Source organism: Mycobacterium sp. E2733, from assembly GCF_001667585.1.
Taxonomy (GTDB): domain Bacteria; phylum Actinomycetota; class Actinomycetes; order Mycobacteriales; family Mycobacteriaceae; genus Mycobacterium.
Map to the genome: position 1 here is coordinate 73,742 of NZ_LZJZ01000012.1, position 22,118 is coordinate 95,859.

General features: G+C 66.8%; 21 protein-coding genes and 1 pseudogene. 9 read left to right on the forward strand and 13 right to left on the reverse strand.

From position 1 onward, the window contains the following. Positions 1 to 16: 16 nt before the first annotated feature. The gene (locus A5678_RS00870) at positions 17 to 2,401 is read right to left on the reverse strand and encodes a CoA transferase (RefSeq protein ID WP_068037004.1); all 2,385 of its coding nucleotides are present in this window, start codon (positions 2,399 to 2,401) and stop codon (positions 17 to 19) included. Positions 2,402 to 2,500: 99 nt separating this feature from the next. On the opposite strand from A5678_RS00870, the gene A5678_RS00875 reads away from it, so the two are divergent. Continuing rightward, entirely contained in the window at positions 2,501 to 3,322 is an 822-nt protein-coding gene (locus A5678_RS00875; protein WP_068037007.1) for a FadR/GntR family transcriptional regulator, read from the forward strand. 10 nt (positions 3,323 to 3,332) lie between these two features. Next, a complete protein-coding gene (locus tag A5678_RS00880) occupies positions 3,333 to 4,052 on the forward strand; it encodes an SDR family oxidoreductase (protein ID WP_068037010.1) in 720 nt (239 codons plus the stop codon). Here the strand turns inward: A5678_RS00880 and A5678_RS00885 are convergent. Then, on the reverse strand, positions 4,015 to 4,893 hold the full coding sequence (locus A5678_RS00885) for an LLM class flavin-dependent oxidoreductase (protein ID WP_068037012.1): 879 nt from the start codon (positions 4,891 to 4,893) through the stop codon (positions 4,015 to 4,017). The genes A5678_RS00880 and A5678_RS00885 overlap by 38 nt on opposite strands. A 78-nt stretch (positions 4,894 to 4,971) precedes the next feature. Between A5678_RS00885 and A5678_RS00890 the strand changes: the two genes are divergently transcribed. From A5678_RS00890 to A5678_RS00910, 5 genes are all read left to right on the forward strand, one after another. Continuing rightward, entirely contained in the window at positions 4,972 to 6,054 is a 1,083-nt protein-coding gene (locus A5678_RS00890; protein ID WP_068037015.1) for an acyl-CoA dehydrogenase family protein, read from the forward strand. Next, on the forward strand, positions 6,051 to 7,157 hold the full coding sequence (locus tag A5678_RS00895) for an acyl-CoA dehydrogenase family protein (protein ID WP_068037018.1): 1,107 nt from the start codon (positions 6,051 to 6,053) through the stop codon (positions 7,155 to 7,157). The genes A5678_RS00890 and A5678_RS00895 overlap by 4 nt, the downstream gene beginning before the upstream one ends. Continuing rightward, the gene (locus A5678_RS00900; RefSeq protein ID WP_197502000.1) at positions 7,154 to 8,311 is read left to right on the forward strand and encodes an acyl-CoA dehydrogenase family protein; all 1,158 of its coding nucleotides are present in this window, start codon (positions 7,154 to 7,156) and stop codon (positions 8,309 to 8,311) included. Before A5678_RS00895 ends, A5678_RS00900 begins: the two co-directional genes overlap by 4 nt. Continuing rightward, positions 8,308 to 9,243 (forward strand): acyl-CoA dehydrogenase family protein, encoded by a 936-nt coding sequence (locus A5678_RS00905; RefSeq protein WP_068037021.1) that lies wholly within the window; start codon positions 8,308 to 8,310, stop codon positions 9,241 to 9,243. Before A5678_RS00900 ends, A5678_RS00905 begins: the two co-directional genes overlap by 4 nt. An 83-nt stretch (positions 9,244 to 9,326) precedes the next feature. Then, on the forward strand, positions 9,327 to 10,823 hold the full coding sequence (locus tag A5678_RS00910; protein WP_068037024.1) for a class I adenylate-forming enzyme family protein: 1,497 nt from the start codon (positions 9,327 to 9,329) through the stop codon (positions 10,821 to 10,823). 19 nt (positions 10,824 to 10,842) lie between these two features. Here A5678_RS00910 and A5678_RS00915 read toward each other — a convergent pair whose 3' ends face one another. The 10 genes and pseudogenes from A5678_RS00915 to A5678_RS00960 all read right to left on the reverse strand — a co-directional run bounded on the left by A5678_RS00915 (position 10,843) and on the right by A5678_RS00960 (position 18,246). Beyond that, a complete protein-coding gene (locus A5678_RS00915) occupies positions 10,843 to 11,247 on the reverse strand; it encodes a hypothetical protein (RefSeq protein WP_231983543.1) in 405 nt (134 codons plus the stop codon). A gap of 39 nt (positions 11,248 to 11,286) precedes the next feature. Beyond that, a complete protein-coding gene (locus A5678_RS00920; protein WP_068037027.1) occupies positions 11,287 to 12,132 on the reverse strand; it encodes a TauD/TfdA family dioxygenase in 846 nt (281 codons plus the stop codon). Positions 12,133 to 12,156: 24 nt separating this feature from the next. Next, a complete protein-coding gene (locus tag A5678_RS00925) occupies positions 12,157 to 12,480 on the reverse strand; it encodes a hypothetical protein (RefSeq protein WP_068037030.1) in 324 nt (107 codons plus the stop codon). Between the two features lie 16 nt (positions 12,481 to 12,496). Beyond that, a complete protein-coding gene (locus A5678_RS00930) occupies positions 12,497 to 13,765 on the reverse strand; it encodes an aromatic ring-hydroxylating dioxygenase subunit alpha (RefSeq protein ID WP_068037033.1) in 1,269 nt (422 codons plus the stop codon). 19 nt (positions 13,766 to 13,784) lie between these two features. After that, positions 13,785 to 14,528 carry an SDR family NAD(P)-dependent oxidoreductase gene (locus tag A5678_RS00935; protein WP_068037036.1) on the reverse strand — a complete coding sequence of 248 codons (744 nt, stop codon included), beginning with the start codon at positions 14,526 to 14,528 and terminating at the stop codon, positions 13,785 to 13,787. A 34-nt stretch (positions 14,529 to 14,562) separates the two neighbouring features. Next, a pseudogene (locus A5678_RS00940) lies at positions 14,563 to 14,850 on the reverse strand (2Fe-2S iron-sulfur cluster-binding protein); the annotation flags it as partial. A gap of 97 nt (positions 14,851 to 14,947) precedes the next feature. Then, a complete protein-coding gene (locus A5678_RS00945; RefSeq protein WP_068037042.1) occupies positions 14,948 to 15,400 on the reverse strand; it encodes a MarR family winged helix-turn-helix transcriptional regulator in 453 nt (150 codons plus the stop codon). Beyond that, positions 15,384 to 16,646, reverse strand: a complete 1,263-nt coding sequence (locus A5678_RS00950; protein WP_068037045.1) for an amidohydrolase family protein — start codon at positions 16,644 to 16,646, stop codon at positions 15,384 to 15,386. Before A5678_RS00950 ends, A5678_RS00945 begins: the two co-directional genes overlap by 17 nt. Next, a complete protein-coding gene (locus A5678_RS00955) occupies positions 16,643 to 16,981 on the reverse strand; it encodes a hypothetical protein (protein WP_197502006.1) in 339 nt (112 codons plus the stop codon). Before A5678_RS00955 ends, A5678_RS00950 begins: the two co-directional genes overlap by 4 nt. Next, positions 16,978 to 18,246, reverse strand: coding sequence for an aromatic ring-hydroxylating dioxygenase subunit alpha (locus A5678_RS00960; RefSeq protein WP_068037049.1), 1,269 nt, complete (start codon positions 18,244 to 18,246; stop codon positions 16,978 to 16,980). Before A5678_RS00960 ends, A5678_RS00955 begins: the two co-directional genes overlap by 4 nt. A 168-nt stretch (positions 18,247 to 18,414) precedes the next feature. Here A5678_RS00960 and A5678_RS00965 point away from each other — a divergent pair, with 168 nt between their 5' ends. Further along, positions 18,415 to 19,857, forward strand: coding sequence for an aldehyde dehydrogenase (locus tag A5678_RS00965; protein WP_082945322.1), 1,443 nt, complete (start codon positions 18,415 to 18,417; stop codon positions 19,855 to 19,857). Positions 19,858 to 19,936: 79 nt separating this feature from the next. On the opposite strand, the gene A5678_RS00970 is transcribed toward A5678_RS00965, so the two are convergent. Continuing rightward, complete coding sequence (locus A5678_RS00970) at positions 19,937 to 20,794, reverse strand: SDR family oxidoreductase (RefSeq protein WP_068037052.1); 858 nt, start codon at positions 20,792 to 20,794, stop codon at positions 19,937 to 19,939. 196 nt (positions 20,795 to 20,990) lie between these two features. Between A5678_RS00970 and A5678_RS00975 the strand changes: the two genes are divergently transcribed. Further along, the gene (locus A5678_RS00975) at positions 20,991 to 22,022 is read left to right on the forward strand and encodes a hotdog fold thioesterase (RefSeq protein WP_068037055.1); all 1,032 of its coding nucleotides are present in this window, start codon (positions 20,991 to 20,993) and stop codon (positions 22,020 to 22,022) included. The last annotated feature ends 96 nt before the right edge of the window (positions 22,023 to 22,118 follow it).

Sequence of the window (22,118 nt, forward strand, 5' to 3'; positions counted from 1 at the left end):
AGATGCCCTCCACTTCTCACAGGCCCTTGGGTCGGGTCCCGATCACCCCGCTGGTTGCGAGGCGCGTCAATTCTTCGTCGGCCAGCCCGGACCGCTCGCGCAGTATCTCTTCATTGTGCTCGCCCAACCGCGGCGGTGGCCGCAGCAGCCACCTGTCCTGGCCGGCCAGCCGTGCGAACGGTGGGCAGGGATAGAGACCGGCGCCGGTGCTGGGGTGGTCCAGGGGCTCCAAGAATCCCCGATGGCGCAATTGGGGGTTCTCGATGACCAACGACGGCGACACCACCGGTGCGGCGGGGACGCCGGCGGCGGCCAATCGCTCCACCGTCGAGTCGAGGGGTTGGCTTGTGAACCAATTCGCCAGCCGGCGATCGACGTCGTCAGCCCGCTGTCGCCGCCCGGCGACGGTGGACAGCTCCTCGTCACACCACGCCGGTCGATCCATCACCTCGACCAGGGCACGCCACTGCCGGTCGTCGCGCACGGTCACCGCGATCCAGTCGTCGTCGCCTGCACACCGGAAGATGTTTTGGATCGAGTCGCCGTGACCGCGGTTGCCCCGCCGGGTCAGCGTGATCCCGAAGACCTCGGATTCGATCGCCTGTATCGCGGTGGCGTTAAGCACCGTTTCGAGCATCGGCAGCTCGAGTTGCTGCCCCGACCCGGTCCGTTCCGCGAAGTTCAGGGCGGCCAGCACGGCGAACGCGGCGTGCACACCGGCCAGCGGATCGCACGCCCCGCGCGGCGTGACCGGCGGGGTATCGGGCAGCCCGGTTACCCAGGCCAGGCCGGCGATCTGCTCCATGGTGGGAGCGAATCCGACACGATCCCGCCACGGTCCGTCCAGCCCGAACGCCGGCATCCGGGCAACGACGAGCTTCGGGTTGACGTTCAGCAGCGCGTCGGCGGTCAGGCCGAACTGGTCCATCACCCGCGGTGAGAAGTTCTCGATCACCACGTCGGCGCCGGCGGCCAGCCCGGTGAACAATCGGCGCCCGTCTTCGGAACCCAAATCCAGTGTGACGGAACGCTTGTTGGTGTTCATGGCGTGGAAGACCCAGCCGTACTCCCACCAATCCTCGACATCGGTGCGCATGCCGCCCGAGTATCGAATGCCGTCGGGTCGCTGTATCGACTCGACCTTGACGACGTCGGCGCCGAACGCGGCCAACAGGTGGGTCGCCGCGGGACCGGCCCAGAACGCGGTCAGGTCGACTATGCGCACACCGGCCAGCGGCAACCCATTCGAGGCGCGGTCTTCCATCGGTTCTCTTCGGGGCCAAGGGATTTCGTCGTTGGCCTCACCGAGCGCCGGTGTGGCCCGCGGCGGGGCGGGCGCGCACGCCGACATCAACCAGGGCGGCCGGGGCTGGTGAAAGCCGGCGGGGTTGCGGACGAATACCCCGCGCTCGGTCACGTACCCCATCTCCCGGATCGTGGAGCCGTTGCCCAGCGCCGCGATCGGCAGCCGGAACAGTTGGCCGAGCTCGACGATTTCCTCGACGGTGCGTTCGGCCAGCCATGGGCCGATCTGTTCGCGGATCAGGTCACGGTAGGCCCACCTGCCGATCTGGAAGCGGAGCTGTTCGATCTCTTCGAGCTGCGGGCACTCGACCATCGCGACGAAGTCGAGCCATTGCTGGCCGGTGACCATGGTGATCCCGACGTAGCCGTCCTTGGCGGGCTCGATCGATGGCACTTCGAGCGTTCGGCGGATAGGGGGCACCCGCAGCAGCTGGGAGTGCAGCCATTCGCTGCTCTGCATCGCGGTCAACGCCTCGAGCATGGACAGATCGAGGTGCTCACCGGGGCCACCGCGCTCCACGCGGCGGCGCACCGCCAGTACGCCGAAAGCGGCGTAGACGCCGCCCATGTACTCCCCCAGGTCGCCGCCGATGGAGATCGGCGGCCCCGCTGGATCGCCGCGGAAGCCGGGCGAGCCCGCCCACGCTTGCAGGGTGAATTCGCTGGCGGCCCGGTCGGCGTACGGTCCGGTCCAGCCGAAGTCCGAGATCGTGACGATGGTTGCGCGCGGACAGGCCGCCAGCAGCCGCTGCGGGTCGACGCCCAGCGCCGCGGCCTGCTCCCGGCCGGCGGTGACCACCACCGCGTCCGCGGCGGACAGTTCGGCGGAAAGACGCTCAGCATCGGGCGGGTAAGTCACGCTGCGCTTGCCGGAATTGAGGTAGGCGAAAAACGGTGAGCTCTGCCCGTCGGGCACCGGCGATCCCGTCGCAGAGTACCGGCGGAGCCAATCCCCCTGCGGCGGTTCGAGTTTGCGCACCTGCGCCCCGGCGTCGGCCAGCAGCTTCCCGCAGTAGCTGCCGGCGATCCGGTCGCTGATCTCGACGACACGCAGGTCATGCAGCGGTGTGGGCCGGCTGTCGGACCGCTCGCTCACTTACACCCGCCCTCCCGATCGACAAGCGATCGAAGAAGCTATTTATACCATTACTGCTAAAATAGCTAAGCCAGTGAGTTGCTATGCATCGAGGATCGGATGACCGCCTTGGGAATTGGGAGCGACGCCCGTCGCCGATTGTCGGCGCCTCGAATCGCAGAAATCGTAGCCGACGAACTGCGCCGCCAGATCATCAACGGTGAGCTCGCCGACGGCGATCTGTTGCCGCGTCAAGAGGTGCTCGTCGAGCAGTTCAACGTGAGTCTGGTTTCGCTGCGCGAAGCGCTGCGGATCCTGGAAACCGAGGGGCTGGTTTCGGTTCGACGAGGGAACCGTGGTGGCGCCGTCGTGCACGCCCCCGCGAAGACCAGCGCCGCATACATGCTCGGGCTGTTGCTGCAGAGCGAGTCGGTAGCGGTCGCCGACCTCGGCATGGCGTTGCAGGAACTCGAGCCCGCGTGCGCCGCGCTGGCCGCCCGGCGACCGGACCGGGCGGACACATTGGTCCCAGAGCTCAACCGGGTCAACGACTCGATGGCCGAAAACATCGAGGACGGCGGGCTGTTCACCGAAATCGGCCGTGAATTCCACGATCTCGTGGTCCGCGGCTGCGGAAACCACACCATCATCGCGGTGGTCGGCAGCTTGGAGACGCTGTGGACCAGCCATGAACAACAGTGGGCGGACGAGAGCGCCGCGCGAGGCACCTACCCCTCGTTGGCCCAGCGCCGCGCAGTGCTCAGCACCCACGTCAAGCTGACCGAGACCATCGCGGAGGGCGACGTCGACCGGGCGCGCCGCATCGCCGGTCGCCATCTCGCCGACACCCAGACCTACGTGCTCTCCGGTCGGCACGACCAACGAATTCACGCGCTGTCGCCGCAGGCATTGTCGCGTACGCGGGATTTCCGCCAAACCTGAGAGGCAGTGCGTGAGAACCGCTTTGGTCACCGGCGGCAGCGGCGGGATCGGCAAAGGGTGCGGTCGCAAGTTGGCCGAGCTGGGTTATGACGTGGTGCTGGCCGCGCGTCGCGAGGCCCCATTACGCGCGGCGGCACAGGAGATCGGCGCGCGCCACATCGTGGCCGATGCGTCGGATCCGGACGGATTCACCGCTGCCACAAGCGCATTGGAGACGATCGACCTCGTCGTCCACGCGGCCGGCACGCTGGGCGGAACGTACGCGCGCAAACAGACATTCGAGCAGTGGCGGACCATCATCTCGGCCAACCTCGATTCATGCTTCGTGGTGACCGCCGCCGCGCTGCCCAGGATGCGCGCGGGTTCGCGGTTCGTGTTCATTTCGTCGTCGGCGGCGCACGAACCCATGATGGCCCGGACCGCCTACTCGGCATCCAAAGCCGGCATGAACGCGTTCGCCCGGGCCTTGGCGCTGGAAGTCGACCGTGACGGCATCGCCGTGCACATCGTCACCCCGGGCCCGGTGGAAACTGACATGCTTCAAGACGTCCCCTTCGAGATGTACGCGATCCGGGTCTCCGATGTGGCGGATGCGGTCGCCTGGCTGGACACCGTCGATCCCTCGGTCGACCTGCCGGAGATCCGGCTCAGCGCGGTGCAGCGCGGGCCGTTCGCCCGGCCGCCGGTCGTGCCTACGGAAGCGCGGCGCCGGCGGGAGCGAACCCCTTGATCACCCTTTCGCCGAACTCGCGCAGCGAATCGGGGACGGCGAAGTCGGCGAACCACACATAGAACCGTTCGACGCCCTGAGTGGCCAGCCCGGTGAAGTGGCCGATGAGCTCGTCGGCATCGCCGCAGACCAGCCCCGCGCCCAGGTTGCCGAATCGCCGCGTGCTCACCTCGCGCACTTTGCCCGGATCGTTCCCAGTCCGGACGAAACCCACCATCTGCTGGACCGACACCCGGGCCGTCCCCGCCGCGGGGGCCAGCGCGGCCAGCTTGTCGAGGTGGTTGGCCGGCAGGTTCCACCAATCCGCGTACGTGCGAACGACTTCCATCATCCGCGGGCCCGTGCCCCCGAGGATTAGCGGTATCGGATGGGACCTCCGCGGCGCCTGCGCCGCTTTGCCCTCGGCCTCTCCCGCCTCATCGCCCCAGTACTGCTTGATCAACTCGATGTGCCGCTGGAGCTGCTCAACCCTGGCCACCGGGTCCTGCCGGCCGACGTCAAATCTGGTGAACTCCGCGGGCCAAGAACCCGCGCCGAGGCCCAGGTCGAACCTGCCCTCCGATGCGTCCGAGAGGGTGACAGCTTGTTTGGCCAGCAAGGCGGGGTGGCGGAACGCGTCACACAGCACCAGATGGCCGATCCGCAGCCGCTCCGTCTTGGCCGCCACCCAACCGGCAATGCCCATTGCCTCCCAGATGCTTTCATCGGGCAGACCGGGCGCCTCGAGGTGGTCGATGAACGCCATGCCGTCGAAGCCACTGGCCTCGGCGTGACGTGCCCGCTCCACAATGTCGGCGGCTGACAGCCGCACCTGCGGCAGGAACAAATACCACTCGACCATGCACCCACCTATGCGTATGTTCCTGTGCGATTGCGAACAGGGCCGCTAGTTTACTATTTTTATTATGTTAGGGGTCTTATGGATGTCGGACTGAATTCGGAGCAGTTGTCGCTGCGCGACACCGTGCGCGACGTCCTACGCACCGAGTGCCCGCCCGACTCCGCCCGCCAAGCGATGACGGATCCGGAGCGGTGGCGCACGCTGTGGAAGACGGTCGTGGACCTCGGTTGGACGGAGCTGGCCGCCCCCGGTGCCGGGGACTACGGACCGGTGGAGCTCGCTGTGGTGCTCGAGGAATGCGGTGCCGCCGTCGCGCCGATCCCGCTGTTGAGCAGTATCGGCCTGGCCGCCGGTGCATTGCGGGGCACCGGTCTCGACGCGGTTCTCGACGACATCGCCGGCGGCGTCGTCGCCACGCTGGCCGTGCATGCCAGGGGATCTCGGCTGCCCGGGGTGCCGATGACCCTGCGGGCCGGACGCCTGCGCGGACGAGCGGTCGCGGTTCCGAACCTGTCCCGCTCCGAGTTGCTCGTCACGCTGGCGCGCGCCGACGGAGGCCCCAGTGGTCCCGGTGGCACGGTGGTGGCGGTCGCGCGCTGCGGCGACGGGGTGACCGCGATCGCGGGCGAGTCGACGGACCCCGCGCAGCCGCTGGCAGACGTCGAGGTCGACGCCGAGCCGTTGGCTGCCGCGCCCGTCGATATCGAAAGCGCGTTGACGGCGCCGTTGGTGGCCGCGGCCGCCGACCTGGTAGGGACGGCGAGCGCAGCGTTGCACCGCGCCGTCGAGCATGCGAAGACGCGGCGCCAGTTCGGCACGCCGATCGGCGCGTTCCAGGGGATCAAGCACGCGCTCGCCGACAACTACGTCGGCCTGGAGCGCGCTCGCAGCCTCACCTACGCCGCGGCCGCCCGACTCAGCGATGCGGACACGACACCCGCGGACGCCTGGACCACCGCGGCCCTCGCCAAAGCGGCAGCCGGCGACGCGGCCGCGAAATGTGCGAGAACCGCGGTCCAAGTGCACGGAGCGCTCGGGCAGACCTGGGAACACGACGCCCACCTCTATGTCCGCCACGCGTGGCAGGCCGCCGCGATGCTGGGAGACAGCCGCGCGCTCTACCACGAGGTGGGCCGCCGTTTCGCGGGAGGCGCGGCATGACTGCGGTGGTCTCAATAGTCCAGGAATTCGGCGCGTGGCTGAGGGAGTTTCTGCCGAAGGACTATTACGAGAATTATCGCGAATACCGCTGGGACCTGAAGCTGCGGCGCGATTACCAGCGAGCGGCCTTCGAGGCCGGATGGATACAACCGACCTGGCCGCGCGAGCACGGCGGCCGATCGCTGGGTCTGCGCGATGCGATGGAGGTTCGGCTCGAGGCGGCGCTGCGGTCCGCGCCCAAGCTGCCAAACATCGCGGGTCCCAACGTCGCCGCACCCGGCATCCGTCAGTTCGGCACCCCGGCCCAGATCGACCGCCTCCTGGCTCCCCTGCTGCGCGGCGACGAATGGTGGGCGCTGGGAATGTCCGAGCCGGAAGCCGGATCCGATTTCGCCGGCCTGCGCACGCGCGCCGAGCGGGACGGAGGGATGTTTCGGGTCAACGGTCACAAGATCTGGACCACCCAAGCCCACGAGTCGCGGTGGTGCACCCTGTATGCCCGCACTGATCCGGAGGCCCCGAAGCACCGGGGCATTTCCTGCCTGATCCTCGACCTGCACTCGCCGGGGGTGCGGATCGAGCCCATCCGGATGGCGTCGATTTCCGACGAGACATTCTGCGAGGTCTTCCTCGACGACGTGGAGGTGCCGGCGGAGAACCTGCTGGGGCCGCTCAACGGCGGGTGGAACGTCGCGCTGTCCTCGCTGCATCACGAACGCCAGATGATCTGGATCATGAACTGGGTCGAGATCAAGCGTGGGCTCGAATCGGTACGCAGGGCGCAGCCGACCTCGGACATCTGCACCGAGCTCGGTTCCCTGCTAGCCGACGCCGAAGCGTTGCGGGCCACCGGCTACCGCGCCCTGGGCAACGAACTGGCGGGGCGGCCGAGCCCCGAAGCCGACACCATGAAGCTACTCGGATCGATTACGTTGCAACGGGTTTGGGAGCTCGCCGCCGTTGCCGAAGGAACGCAGTCGCTCAGCGATCCGGATCTGCTCTTCGAACGCCAGGACGCGCTGGCCGCGACCATCTACGGCGGAACATCGGAGGTCCAGCGCAACATCATCGCCGAGCGGCTGCTCGGGCTGCCGAAGGGATGACGACGATGGATTACGACCTCGGCGACGACGCCGCACAACTGCGCAACCACCTGCGCGAGCTGGTGTCCAACCACATCCCCGCCGACTTCCTCGGCGCCTGCACCGAGAACCCGCAGGATCTCGCCACCACCGAGACGTTCTGCAAATTGCTGGCCGCCGAGGGCCTCCTGGCGCTGGCCTGGCCGAAAGAGCATGGGGGCGGCGGTGGTTCGGTCTGGCAGCAGACGGTGCTGCGCGAGGAGATGTGGGCGCAGCACGAGCCTCGCGGTCCCCAATACATGGGGATCAACTGGGTGGGCCCGGCACTGATGCGCTATGGAACCGCCGAGCAGAAGGCCAAGCACCTGGCCGCCATCGCCGCCGGCGACGTGATCTGGTGCCAGGGCTTCTCCGAGCCGGAGGCCGGCACCGACCTCGCATCGTTGCGCACCCGCGCCGTGCCGGACGGGGACGGCTGGCGCATCACCGGACAGAAGGTGTGGACGTCGTATGCACTCATGGCGTCCTGGTGTGTGCTGGCGGCGTGCACGGATCCCGAGGCCCCAAAGCCTAAGCGGCTCACCCTCTTTCTGATTCCGATGGACCGGCCCGGCTTCACCGTTCGGCCCATCGGGTCGATGCTGGGGCCGCATCACCTCAACGAGATGTTCCTCGACGACGTGCAGGCGTTTCCCGGTGACGTCCTCGGCGAGGTCGGCGACGGCTGGCGGGTCATGCGCGAGGCGCTGGCATTCGAGCGCGTGGGCATCGCCCGCTACGCGCGCTGCGAATCGTTGCTCGACCGAATGTGCACCCAGCTCGGCGACGACTGGGACGCGCTGCCCGAATCACTTCGCTCGCGGTGGGTGCGGGCGCTCGTCGATCTACGGGTGGCCCGGCTGCTGGCCTACCGAGCCGTCTCGCTCCAAGATGACCCGGCGGCGGGCGCGGCGGCCAGTGCGGCGCGCATCGCCACCACAACCTGCGACCAGCAGGTTGCCGAGCTGCTTTTCGACGTGTTGGGCCCCGTCGCGCTGGACAGCGGCGCCGGCGCCGCGCTGCACGGGGCGATCGAAGACCATTGGCGTTACGCACAGGCCGCCACCGTGGCATCGGGCACCATCGAGGTGCAGAAGATGTTGGTGGCCCGCGACGTGTTGGGAGAGCACCGGTGAAAACTGATCTGCCACAAGACATCAGCGACTTCGCTGCGGTCGCGGCCAAGCGGTTGGGCCGGCTGGGCGGGCCACAGGCGGCGTTGCGCGCCGAAACCGACGACGGCATCCGCGACGCGGCGCGCACCGCCCTGGGCGAGGTCGGCGCATTCGAACTCGATGTCCGATCGGCCCCCGACGACCTGCTCGCGGCAGCCGTGCTGTGCCGCGCCGCCGGCGCAACCGTGTTGCCCTATCCCCTCGTCGAAGAGTTGCTGGCGATCGATGGCGCTCGCCTTGCCCTGGTCGACCCCGAGGCGCCGCGCATTGACCATGGCGACCTGCCCGGTGACTGGATCGCCGCCGACCTGGACGGCACCAGGTATCGCCCGCGGCCGGCGTCGCGGACCAACGCCAAGCTCGGGCCGTTTCTGGTGCCCGCCTCCCTCGGTGAACCCGATGGAACTGTTCCGGCCGGCGACGTTAACCTACATCTCGTGCTGGGATCATGGCGGATTCTGGGATCGGTGCAGCAGTCGTTGCAGATCGTCACCGATCATGTGCGAGCCCGCATTCAGTTCGGCAAGCCGCTGGCCGATTTTCAGGCCGTCCGGTTCGCCGTGGCGGAGGCAGCGGTCGCCGTGCGCGGACTGCACGAACTGGCGAAGTTCACCATCTGCCGCCCGGAATCGCTACCGATGGAGGTTCGTTCGGCGGACGCGCTCATCCTTCGGCTCAAGGCATCCGACACCGCGCGGCAGGTGCTACGCACCTCGCACCAATTGCTCGGCGCCCTGGGCTTCTGCGATGAGTCCGACGTCAGCGTGCTCGACCGGCATACCCAGCCGCTGATCCGTCTGCCGCTGGGCGCCGAGGCGCTCGCGCTGCGCCTCATCCCGGGCATCCCGGACGGCTCCTTCGAGACACTGTTCAGCGGGCCGGTATCGGCGTGAGTCGCGCCGGCGACGATGCAGAGCGAAGCGATGAGCAGGGGGTACCTCCCGGCCGCGAAGCGGCGAGGGGGAGAGCGGCGCCCGTGACTAAGCCTGCGGCGGCCGAGGTGGCGGCCAACCCGCTAGCGGATGGAATCCCGTTCGGAACCAAACTTCAACAGCTCGCCGAACAGCGTCCGGACGAGATCGGGGTCACCGTGGTTGCGCTCGACGCCACCGCGCAGTCGCTGACATTCGGTGAACTCGACGCCCGCGCCAACCAGTGGGGCCGCGCACTGGCCGCCTACGGCGCGGAAACCGGTTCACTTGTCGCGCTGGCCATCCCGAACTCGATTCACCTCGTGCTGGCCACGCTCGGGTGCTGGAAGATCGGCGCCGTTCCCGTGCCCATGCACTGGGACTTACCCGAGTGGGAGCGCGACAGGGTGCGCGAGGTGATCAACCCGGCGGTCGTCGTCGACGAGGCGAGCCGGTGGCGCCTCGACGCGCAGGCGGCAGTCGAGTCTGCCGACGCCCTGCCCGAGGCCGTCTCCCCCAACGTCAACGGCATCTGCAGCAGCGGTTCGACCGGCGTGCCAAAAGTGATCCTCAGCCTGGCACCGTCGCTGTGGACCCCTCAGCACGGCGAGCCGTTCCTGGCCAATTGGACGCCGGTGGCCCAGCCGCAGACCATTATGGTGCCCGCGCCGATGTACCACACCAACGGCTTCGCCACCTTCTTCTTCCTGCTGGCCGGCGACCACCTGGTGATACTCGAAAAGTTCGACGCGGCACTGGCTCTGGACGTCATCGAGCGCTTCAAGATCACGAACTTCACGGCCACGCCCACGATGCTGGCGCGCATCGCGGCCCGGCCCGACGTCCGGCAGCGCGACCTGTCCAGCATCGTGTTCATCCTGCAGGGCGCCGCCGTCATGCCTCCGTCGCTCATGCACACGTGGTTCGATCTGTTGAGCCCTCAGCAGATCGTGTCGGCATACGGCATGACCGAAAACCTCGGGCTCACGGCCTTGCGCGGTGACGAGTGGCTCGCTCATCCGGGCAGCGTCGGCCGCGGTTTCCGGGATACCGAGATCCGGATTCTCGACGCCGGTACGAAAGAGCTTGGCCCCGGCGAACACGGCGAGATCTACCTGCGCGCACCGATGAGCGCCGGGTCTCGCTATGTCGGCGGCGCGGCGCCGCTGCCGTCCACCGAGGATGGCTTTCGCTCCGCCGGCGACATCGGCTATCTGGACGAGGACGGCTACCTCTACATCGTCGACCGCCGAGTCGACATGATCATCACCGGCGGCGCGAATGTCTTTCCGGCGGAAGTGGAGTCGGCGCTGGCGGGTCATCCCGACATCGCCGATGTCGTCGTCATCGGCCTCGCTGACCGGCAATGGGGACGCCGGGTGCACGCGGTGGTGCAGCTCGCCGACGGCGCGGTGCTCACCGAGGAGCAGGTGATCGAGTACGCAAAGAGCCGGCTCGCCCACTACAAGGCGCCCAAGACCGTCGAGTTCGTCGACGCGATTCCCCGCACCGCGGCAACCAAGGTCAATCGCTCGGCGATGATCGAGGCGCGCGGTGGCTGAGGGCGCCGGGGCCGAATCGTCAGCTGACGGCGGTGATTCCGGCGTTGGATATGGTGAAGCCGCGACCCGACGGGACCGTGCAGGTCACCCCACCGGTCTCCGACCGGCACGTGAAGGGACCGGCTCCCATCGTCTGTCCGTAGTTCAGGGTCGGGGTACCCTCCGCCGGGTTGGCCAGACAGCTCTCGCCGGTGCAACGCGACAGGACGCCAGCGGGGTCCATACTCACCGACTCCGGCGGGGAGATGGTGAAGCAGAAGGCCGCGTCGCGGATGCCACCGCGCTGGTAGTCGATCTCGCAGCTGACGTTGCGTGACGGGGACAGGAAGGCCACATAGTTGTCCTGGTCCGCGGCGGCCGGCGGTGCGAACAGGACGGTACCGAAACCCAGCACGATCGCCGCGGCGAGCGCTTTTCTCGACACATCCCAACCGTGCCACAGGGGGCCGAGCGGCGGAGCGATTCATTCGATCGGTTCGTCGCCGAGCACGGTCGTGCGCAGCATCTCGCGCTGCGAGGTGGGGTCGTAGGGCGCGGCGCGGTGGAGCACGCCGCGGTTGTCCCAGATGACGGTGTCGCCCACCGACCAGTGGTGGCTGTACACCTTACCCGCGACCGTCGCCCGCTCGAGTAGGTCCTGGAGCAGGGCGCGGCCCTCGTCGAGGCCCATGCCGACCACGTAATCGGCTGAGGCGCCCAGCACCAGCGATTTGCGGCCGCTGCGGTGTGTCCATACCAGCGGGTGTTCGTGGGTGCGCCGGCTTCGCCACCGGGCCACCTGCTCGGGACTGGCGTCGGGATGGGCGCGCCGCTGAGAGGCCTCCAGCGAGTGCACGACGCGAAGCGAGTCGAAGCGATCCTTCTCATCGTCGGTCAGTTCGTCGTAGGCGGTATAGGAGTTGGCGAATTCGGTTTCGCCACCCCATTCGGCCACCTGCACCGCCGACAGCACGGTGGCCTTCTGCGGGCACTCGTCGTCGAGCGGCGTGCATCCATCGATGTGCCAGTCGAACGTGGCCTTCAAGATTTCCGCCGAGGAGTTCTTGGCCGGGTTCAGCGAGATGGGGTAGATGCCGGCTACCGGGTGATGGCCGTCAGCGGAGTGATCGACCTCGCCCAGTAGCCGACAGAAACTGACCTGGGCATCCGGATCGAGGTGAAGACCACGGAAGACCAGAACTCCGTTGTCCTCCAACGCATCCAGGATCGCCTCACCGGCCGGGTCGTCGGAAGCCAGGCGGGCCGGATCGAGGCCGCTGACCTCCGCCCCGACCGACGCGGTGAGCTTGTTGATGGTGAGCAGACTCATGGCCTGGTCCTTCCTGATGGACGCCTAGGGCGCCGGCTCGACGGTGCGGATCATTACCGCGTCGGCGGCGCTGACGGGCGCGGGTTGGTGCATGATCTCCACCGCCATCGCCACCATGATCAGCGAATAGATCATGTGCAGCAGGTTGAGCGCGTCGTCGGGCAGGTTGTCGAGCGGGAACTTGTCGCAGTATTCGATGGCCTCTTCGAGCCTGGGGAAGAACGCGTCGTAGAACTCGTGCATCTCCGGCATATCGCTGGCGGTTCGGGCGTTCCAGCGTTCGGTTTCGGTTGCCAGGCACCACTTTTGGGAGTACCTCTCCAACTCGGCGAATGCGCTGGGCAGCATGGCTTCTGGCACGGGTTCACACTCCTGCCGGCGCCGGGTCAGATCCGCGCTGGTATGCCTCGACCCATTCGACGACGACCTTGTGCAGGTGGCGCACCAGGATTTCCTGGTCGTTGAGCGGAAACTCATCGACGATGCCGTATTCCAGTGCGGCTTGCGTGCCACCCAGCATTCCCGCGTCCTGCAGCGCGAACTCCTTGAGCACCACCGACGCCACTTCGTGTTCGATCCGTTCGCGTACGGTGCGTGCGGGGTGGAAGTAGGTATAGGCCTCGAAGCGATGCGTGTTATGTGAGGTGGGCCAATACCGGTAGAGCAGATACCAGCCGCCGTAGATCAATATCTCGATGTTGGGGAAGATCTGGAAATTGCTTATGCCCCAAGGCGCGATGCCCCCCGGGTTGAGGCCAGGCGGTAGCTCACCGATATCCGGTGTGCGCCAAGGCCCGACCAGCCCGCTCTCGGTGGCCCGTTCGATCGGATACATGTACTCGGGAGGCAGCAGCCACCGCCGCCGTCCGGCGGTCGACACCATCCGGTGCGGACCGTCGAGCTGGAAGTGCCCACAGGTGAAGCCGGCGTTGGGGTCGCGCACGTCCGGGGGCACCTGTTGCGGATGCAGGGAAGGTACGTGGTAGTACTCCTGAAACGCGTCGGCGAAGATCTTCCAGTTGCTGTTGTTGTGCGCCACCCACTCGTAGCGTTCGGTCAATTTGTCGAAGGGGTACCCGTCGAGACCCGTGACCATGGGCCCGAGGAATTCTCGCAGGCTCTGTCGCGGTTCGGTGTCAAAGTTGATGAAAATGAATCCGTTCCACACGTCACAGTGCACGGGCCGCAGTCCGTACTCGGACGGGTCGAGGTCGAAGAACTCGGATTCCTGCTGCACGAATGTCAAGGCGCCCTCGAGGTTGTAGCGCCACCCGTGGTACTTGCAGGTGAATTGCCGACAGGTGCCGCGCATCTCCTGGGCGGGAAAGTCGTTCCACACCAGCTTGTTTCCCCGGTGACAGCAGACGTTGTAAAAGGCGCGGATGCGGTCGTCTTGCGCCTTGACCAGAATGACCGAACTGCGGACCACCTCGATCTCTTTGGTGAGGTAGCTGCCGACGCGGGGCAACTCCTCGACCCTGGCGACGTTTAGCCAGGCACGTTTGAAGATCGCTTCGCGTTCGAGCTCGTAGAACTCCGGCGACGTGGAGTCGCTGAATGACACCGGGCCGGTGCCCAGTTCGGGATAGTGCTCGGTCCAGGATCCTTCCGGCGGTCTGCCCGATCGCGTCATCTGAACCTCCTTCTCGACGTCACAACACCGCTCCGCCGTTGACACCCAGGACCTGGCCGGTGATAAACCTGGCTTCCTCCGAGCACAGAAATCCCACCGCCGCGGCGACGTCGGCCCCCGTGCCCAAATAGCCCAGCGGGATGTTGGCGGCGATCTGGTCGTTGGATGGCAGATAACCGGAGGCCTGACCCTGATGCTGCATCGGTGTTTCGATGCCCGACGGCGGGATGTTGTTGACGGTTATTCCGTACGAGGCGTATTCACGCGCAAGCGATTTGGTCAGAGTGATCACCCCGCCCTTGGATGCCGCGTAATGGGCGGCGAACGGTGAGCCGCGTTGAGCGCTTGACGACGAGATCATGACGATCCTGCCCCAATTCGCGTCGACCATGTCCGGGAGCGCGAGTTGGCAGCAATGGAACGTCCCGGTCAGATTGACGTCGATGATCCGGGCCCACGACTCGACGGTGATGTCGGCGAAGGGCGAAAAGCCGAACAGCCCGGCGCTGGTCACCAGCACCGTGACCGGGCCCAACTCGCTGCGGACCTTGGCGAAAGCCTGCTCGAGCGCGGGCCGGTCGGTGACATCGGCGCCGACGCCGATCGCGGTGACGCCCTCGGCGCGCAATTCTTCGGTGACACGCTGCGCCGCTTGCTCGTTGACGTCAAGGACCGCGACCTGGTGTCCCCGGCGGCCCAGTTCGTGGCAGGTGGCTTCGCCCATGCCCGAGGCGCCGCCCGTCACCACGGCCACCCGGCTCATCGACTGCGCCCCATTGCGTCGTTCTCCAGTTCGTTCACTCGTAGACCACGCGCACCGTGCGGCTGGTCGGCAGCGCCTGGCAGGTCAGGACCCAGCCGTCGGCGATCTCATCGTCATCGAGGGCGTCGTTGTTGAGCATCCGGGCACTGCCCTGCGTCAGTCGCGCCATGCAGGTGGCGCAGGAACCGGTTTCGCACGAGGACGGCGCGGCCAATCCCGCCATCCGCGCGGTCTGCAGCAAGGTATCGCCCGCACTGTAGTGCACCGTCGTGGCGCGCCGGTCCAGCTCTATGGTCACTTCCTCGGTCACGACCCCGTCGCTATTGTGCGGCCCCGCCCCGGCGGCCGCAGTCGGCTCTGGCATCCCCCGAACGGTATCAACTACTTGGCATTAATATCAAGTACTAGATATTCGGCGCCTAGTTCTCGACATGGTCATTGAAAAGCTCATGCCCGGTACCCTTTTCGACCACGCGGCCCAGCAGTTCGCGCAGGGTCTGCTGCTCCTGCACGCTGAGGACGCCGAACACGTCTTCGTGAGCGGCGATCGCGTCGTTGACGACCGTTGCGGCGACTTTCCGCCCCTCCTCCGTCAGGTAGGCCTGCAGAATGCGGCCGTGCTGGGGATCGCGCTTTCTTTCCACCAGGCCGCGGCGCTCCAGCGCGGTCAGTGCTAGCTGAACCCCCTGTGGGCTGATCAACAGGCGGCGGGCCAGTTCGGCACCGGAAAGGCCGGGCTCATTGGCGAGCTGACGCAACACGCCGATCTGGGCGGTGCTGACACCGTGCACGCGCATCGCGTCGTTGATGGTGGTCAGCGAGTAATAGAAAGCCTGCTTGAGCAACCACAGGAGGTTATCGGTGAGTTCCATGGTTGCCTCCCTGTTTGAAGATCTCGCCGCCCTTCATGACAAACGGCACCTCGAGCGTGGCGTCGATGTCCTGCGAGGGATCGCCGGGTACGGCGATGATGTCGGCGAGGTAGCCGGGCGCCAGCCGGCCCAGCTCTTCGGCGGCGTCGACCAGCTCCGCGGCCACGACAGTGGCCGCCCGGATCGCCTGCATCGGCGTCATGCCGCGCTTCACCAGGGCGCCCAGCTCCTTGGCGTTGTGGCCGTGCGGAATCGCCGGCGCGTCGGTGCCGCACGCGATCCGCACTCCGGCGGCAATAGCCTTCGGCAGCATGGCTTTCGCCCGCGGGAACACCTCTTCGGCTTTCTTGCGCAGCTCCGGTGCGATCCGGTCGACCGCCATCGCCTCGGTCAGATACGTGGTGGAGACCAGGAAGGTGCCGTGGTCGACCATCATCTGGATCGTCTCGTCGCTGGCCAGGAATCCGTGTTCGATGCAATCGATTCCGGCCCGGATGCATGCCTGGATCGCGGTGTCGCCGACGGCGTGCGCCGCCACCCGCACGCCGGCCCGGTGGGCCTCGTCGGCGATCGCGGCGAACTCGGCGTCGGAGTACTGCTGGGCCCCCGGGGCCGTGCTGTGGGACATGACCCCGCCGGAGGCCGACACTTTGATCAGCTTCGCCCCGTGGCGAATTTGGTAACGGACACAGGCGATCACGTCCGGGACACCGTTGGCGATGCCCTCGGCCACGGACAGCGGCATGATGCCGGGCGCGAGCCGCTGGAAAACGGTCGGATCCAGGTGCCCGCCGTACGGGGTGACGGCGTGGCCGGCGGGATAGATGCGGGGGCCGGCGTGCCAGCCCTGGTCGATGGCACGCTGCAGCGCCACGTCGAGCAGGTAACCGCCGGTCTTCACCATCAGACCGAGGTTGCGCACGGTGGTGAAACCCGCCTCGAGGGTGGTGCGCGCATTGACAGCACCACGCAAGGTGCGATAGGCCGGATCGTCCTGGACACCGTGCATCGGCGACGGCAGGCCCTCCGGTCCACCGGGGCCGCCGATCAGCAGGTTGAGTTCCATATCCATCAGGCCCGGCAGCAGCGTCACGTCGCCCAGGTCGATGACCTCTGCCCAATCCGGCACGCCGCCTTCGGGATTGATGGCGGCGATGCGCTCACCCTCGACCACCACGACGGCGGGTGAGCGAACCTGGCCGTCGACCACGTCAGCCCACCGGACCGCCCGCAGGACGGTGGTCATGGAACGGGCTCGGACACGCAATCCAGGGTGGACGCACCGGAGTCGGGCACCCGCGGTTGCTTCCAGCACTCCACCGGAAACGACACCATGATCATCGAATACAGCAGGTGCATGAGATTCAGCACGTCGTCCGGCAAGTCGTCGAGGGAGAACTTGTCGCAGTACGCAAGGGCCTCTTCCGCCCGGAGCGTGATCGCGTCGTAAAAGGCCTTCATCTCCGTCATGGTGCTCGCCAGCCTCTTGGCATAGCGCTCCGGTTCAGAGGGCAGGCACCAGTCGGCGAATTGCTCCAGGTCGGCGAATTCGCTTGGCAGCATGGGAGACATCGCGGTCACACCCCCGCCGTCGCCGTGCGGCGATACCGATCGATCCACGCCGCGGTCTCTTTGTGCAGATGCCGGATCAGGATTTCCTGATCGCAGAGCAGGAACCGGTCGAGGACCTGGGATTCGATCATGCTTTGAGTCGCCTCCAGCGTGTTCGCGTCCTGAAGGCCGTATTCCTTGAAAGAGACGGCCGCGAGTTCCTGGGCGACGCGTTCGCGCGGAGTCCGCGGCTGCGGGAAATACAACGTCCCCTCGAAGAGGTGGGAGTTGTAGGAGGTTGGCCAGTAGTGGTACGTCAGATACCAACCCTGGCCCCAGAACAGGATCACGAAGTTGGGGAAGAGCTGGAAGGAGTCCAGCCCCCACGGATCACATTTCGCCGGGTTCAGCCCGGCGGGCATCTCCCCGAGATCCGGCTTGTCCCATGGACCGAACAGGCCGCTCTGGCAGATGTCCTCGATGGGCTTGCGCATCTCCGCCGCCATCTCCCACGCCCGCACACCCGACGTGCTTACCAGCCGATGCGGGCCTTCCAATCGATAATGCGGGGCTTCAAAACCGGCCTCGGCGGCCGCCTTTGAATAGGCGGTCGGCGACTGGTTCGCGTGTAGCACGGGGGCGTGGTAGAACTCCTGGAACGCGTCCATGTAGAGCTTCCAGTTCGCCTTGACCTCCGAGCGGTAGTGCCAGCGCGAGGTCATCCGGTCGAACGGATATCCCTCCAGCGCGGTGACCATCGGCCCGAGGAATTCACGCAACGACTGTTCGGGCTGCTTGGCAAAGTTGACGAAGACGAAGCCTTCCCAGACCTCGCAATGCACCGGCACCAACCCGTAGCGACCCTTGTCGAGGTCGAAGAACTCCTCCTCCTGCTGCACGAACGTCAGGTTGCCGTCGAGGTCATAGCGCCAGGCGTGGTATTTGCAGGTGAATTGGCGGCACACACCGCTGGTCTCCTCGAGCGGCATATCGTTCCACACCAGCTTGTTCCCGCGGTGCCGACACACGTTGTGATACGCCTTGATTTCCCCGGATTTGGTGCGCACCAGGATGATCGAGGTGTTGACGGCCTTGAGCTCCTTGGTGAAGTAGCTCCCCGTACGCGAAAGCTGTTCAACGCGGCCAACGTTGAGCCAGGCGCGCTTGAAGATGGCCTCTCGTTCCAACTCGTGGATTTCCGGGCTGATGGAATCCTCATACGAGACCGGTCCGGTTCCCAGCTCGGGGTAATGCTGCGTCCAGCTGCCCTCCGGCGGCTTGGGGAATCGAGCCATGAACGCTCCTATCCGATCCGATGTCACACGGGCCGCCCGACGGCCGGTTCACTCCGAATGGCCGCGCAGGCACCGGTTTCAGTGATTCCGCAGGACCCCGTCGGGGCCGACGGTATATGCTCCACGACATAATCGCAAGTAGTTGATATTGCCGATGGGAGTCTTTCGATGGAGCAAGACCTTGGGTTGCGGATCGCTCCGGGCCGCTCGGTGCTGTCGCACGGCGAGGTATTCGAGGTCATCTCCCCACACACCGAGGAACCCATCGCCGAGGTGGTCGCTGCCGCACCCGCGGATGTCGAGGCCGCGGTCAGGGAAGCACGCGCGGCGCTCGACTCGGGAGCCTGGAGCCGCACCACCCCCGCCGAGCGGATCGCCGCGATCCGGCGATTTGCCGACGCCTATGACCAGCGGCGCGCAGAGATGGCCGGCATCATCACGGCCGAGATCGGCGCTCCCATCACCTTCGCCCAGCGCGCCCAAGTCGGCCTGCCCGCGATGATGATGCGCGCATTCTGCGACCTGGCCGAGCGCCACACCTGGAGGGAGTCGCGCCGCGGCTTCTTCGGTGCCGACGTGCACGTGCACAAGGAACCCGTTGGCGTCGTCGCGGCGATCGTGCCGTGGAACATGCCCCAATTCCTCATCACCACCAAACTGGTGCCCGCGCTGCTCGCCGGGTGCGCGGTCCTGCTGAAGCCCGCGCCCGAATCACCCTTGGACGCATTGCTTTTGGCGCAGATTCTCGACCAAATCAACCTGCCGCCCGGCGTGGTCAGCGTCCTGCCCGGCGACAGCGCCGTCGGCGAACTCCTGGTATCGCACCCCGGGGTGGACAAAGTGTCGTTCACCGGATCGACGGCCGCGGGGCGGGCCGTGGCGGCCGCGTGCGCGCCGAACCTCACGAAGGTCGGTCTCGAACTCGGCGGCAAATCGGCCGCCATCGTCCTCGACGACGCCGCACCCGAGGCGGTCGCCACCGGAGTGCGATCGGCCAGTCTGTCGAACAGCGGGCAGATCTGCAATGCTCTGACCCGCCTGCTGGTCCCCCAGCACCGACACGACGAGTATGTCGACGCACTCGCCGCGGAGATGGCCAGTCTGCGGGTGGGCGATCCCAGCGACCCGGACACCCAGCTGGGCCCGCTGGTGTCCCGCCGCCAACAGAATCGCGTCCGCGATTACATCCAGATCGGTCTGGACGAGGGCGCGCAACTCGTCCGCGGCGGGACGCGCATGCCCGACGGGCTCGACCGCGGCTGGTATGTCGCGCCCACCCTGTTCGCCTCCGCCGAGAACACCATGCGCATCGCCCGCGAAGAGATCTTCGGCCCCGTGATCACGGTCATCCCCTACCGCGACGAGGACGACGCGGTCGCGATCGCCAACGACTCCGACTACGGCCTGGCCGGATCGGTATGGAGCGCTGACACCGAGCGGGCGCTGTCGATCGCCGCCCTGGTGCGCAGCGGCACCCTCGGGATCAACCAGGGCTACACCATGGACCCGTTCGCTCCCTTCGGCGGCGTGAAGGACAGCGGCTACGGTCGCGAACTGGGGCCCGAGGGCATCGACAGCTATCTGGAGATGAAATCCATCGCGGTTTCCTGATCGCCTTCGGCCGCAACAGATTCGGGATCGCCTACCGGCGGGGCGCCGAGAAGGGACAGGCACCGCGCCAGGCCTATCGTCAACCCGCCTGCGGCACCGAGGCCTGCTCCATTGCACGAACGCGCTTGAGCATCCCTTTTGCGGCCCGCATCGACAACGCCGGCGAGAGCCGCTCGAGGTACCAAAATGCCTTCCACCACGCGGGCACCACGATGATCGCGTCCCCCTGCAACACGGCCCGAAGCGCGCGCTCGGCGAACTTCTCAGGCGCCAGCGGGTGTAACCGCTCCCACATATCGAGGATTTGCTCGTTGGTGATGCCTGCCATCTCGGTCCGTCCGTACTTGCCGCCAGTCAGGATCGGGGTCCGGATCACGCCGGGGCAGAGCACGGAGACCTGCACCCCGTGGCGCTCGGCCTCTAGCCGTAACGATCTCGACAACGCGACGACGGCGTGTTTGGTGGCGGTGTAGCTCGCCTGGCCCGCGGTTGTCATGAGACCTGCCATGGAGGCCGTGTTCACGATATGCCCGGAGTGCTGCCGGATCATGATCGGATAGACCACTTGGATACCGTGCACGACGCCGCGCAGGTTCACATCGAAGACGTCGTTCCAGTCGTCGAGCGTGTATTTGTCAACCTCACCGGCGACTCCGATGCCCGCATTATTGAACAGGTAGTCGATCCGCCCGGACTGCCGGACCGCCTCCGCGACGGCGCGCTCGAACGACGGGTAGTCGCGGACATCGAGTTCGATCGCGCGCGCCTTCCCGCCGCCGCTGTTGAGGCGCTGCGCGAACTCCTGCGCAGGTCCGATCTGCCGATCGGCGATCCACACCTCGGCGCCCCCGCGAACCAGCTCGCTGGTCAACGCCGCGCCGATGCCGGACGCGCCGCCGGTGACGAATGCAACTTTGCCGGACACCCTCGCTGCCATTCCAGCAGCCTAATCCCTGAATCGTCGCTGGTAGGGCGGATTGTGACGGCAAGGCCGCCTAGACGCCGCCCCACGCCGACGCGCCGGCCCTGAACCAGGCGCCGACGGGAATCGCCGGATTCTCGGATACACCGGGGGTCGGCGGTAACCTCATTCTCATAGCGCGCACCGCGCCGAGGAAGGGGACGAAGCGCTAATGACCGACCTTGGCGACGACGTCGAAGTCACGCGCGGCGACCGCTTCATCAAGACGGCTGTCGAGATCTTGGGCGAGACGGGGCGCACCGACTTCACCGTGCAGGAGGTCGTCGCCCGCTCCAAGACGTCGCTGCGCGCCTTCTACCAGCATTTCAGCAGCAAGGACGAGTTGCTGCTGGCGCTCTTCGACCGGACCATCGCCCAATCGGTTCAGACCTGGCGCACCGAGACCGACGGGCTGGACAGCACCGCCGCATTGAAGCTGGTGATCGATCGCATCAGCCAGCAGCCGGAATCGAGCACCCAGGACAGCCTCAATCGCGCGCTGACTCTCTACAACCAACATCTGGCGGAGACCCGTCCCCGCGACTACGCCCGGGTGCTCTCACCCTTGCATCGACTCATTCGCGACATCGTGGGGCAAGGCATCACCGAGGGCGTCTTCAACCCGGGAGTGGACGTCGGGGCGGCGGCCGCCATCGTCATGCAGACAGTGATGGGGGCGCAGCGGTTGCATTGGCTGGGAGCGGAATTGAACGGGGCGCCGGTCGACGTCGGTCAACTGTATGACTTCTGCAGTCGCGCCCTGGGCATCCGGGACGGCGACGAACAATCGAGCACGCCGTCGCTCAGCGAGTTGTTCGCCCAGATCGGCATGCGGCCGGGAACGCGCGATGGCGAATTCGCGATGACGATGCCGGTCAGCCCGGCCGTCGTCAACACATCCGGCGCACTGCAGGGCGGCCTGATCGCGACGCTCGTCGACGTGGCGGGCGGACAGTTCGGGCTGGACTACCTGCAGCCGGGCACCACGATGACGACGGCGGACCTCTTCATTCGGTACCTGCGCCCGATCCGGCAGGGCTCGGCCTTCGCAGTGCCCCGGATGCTGCGGTCCGGGCGACGGGCGATGGTGATGCAGGTGGACATCTACGGCGAGGCCGACGACGAGCTCGTCGCGACGGCGACCGTGAATTTCGCCGTGATCAACGGGACGACGCCGCAGCTTCCCAACTGGCCGAACGCCTAGCCGACGACGAGCGTCACACCAGCGTGACGTCCAGCGTAGCGACCGAGCCGGCTGGCGGCGCTACACGCGAGCCGGCCAAAGTGGTAACGTCATTAC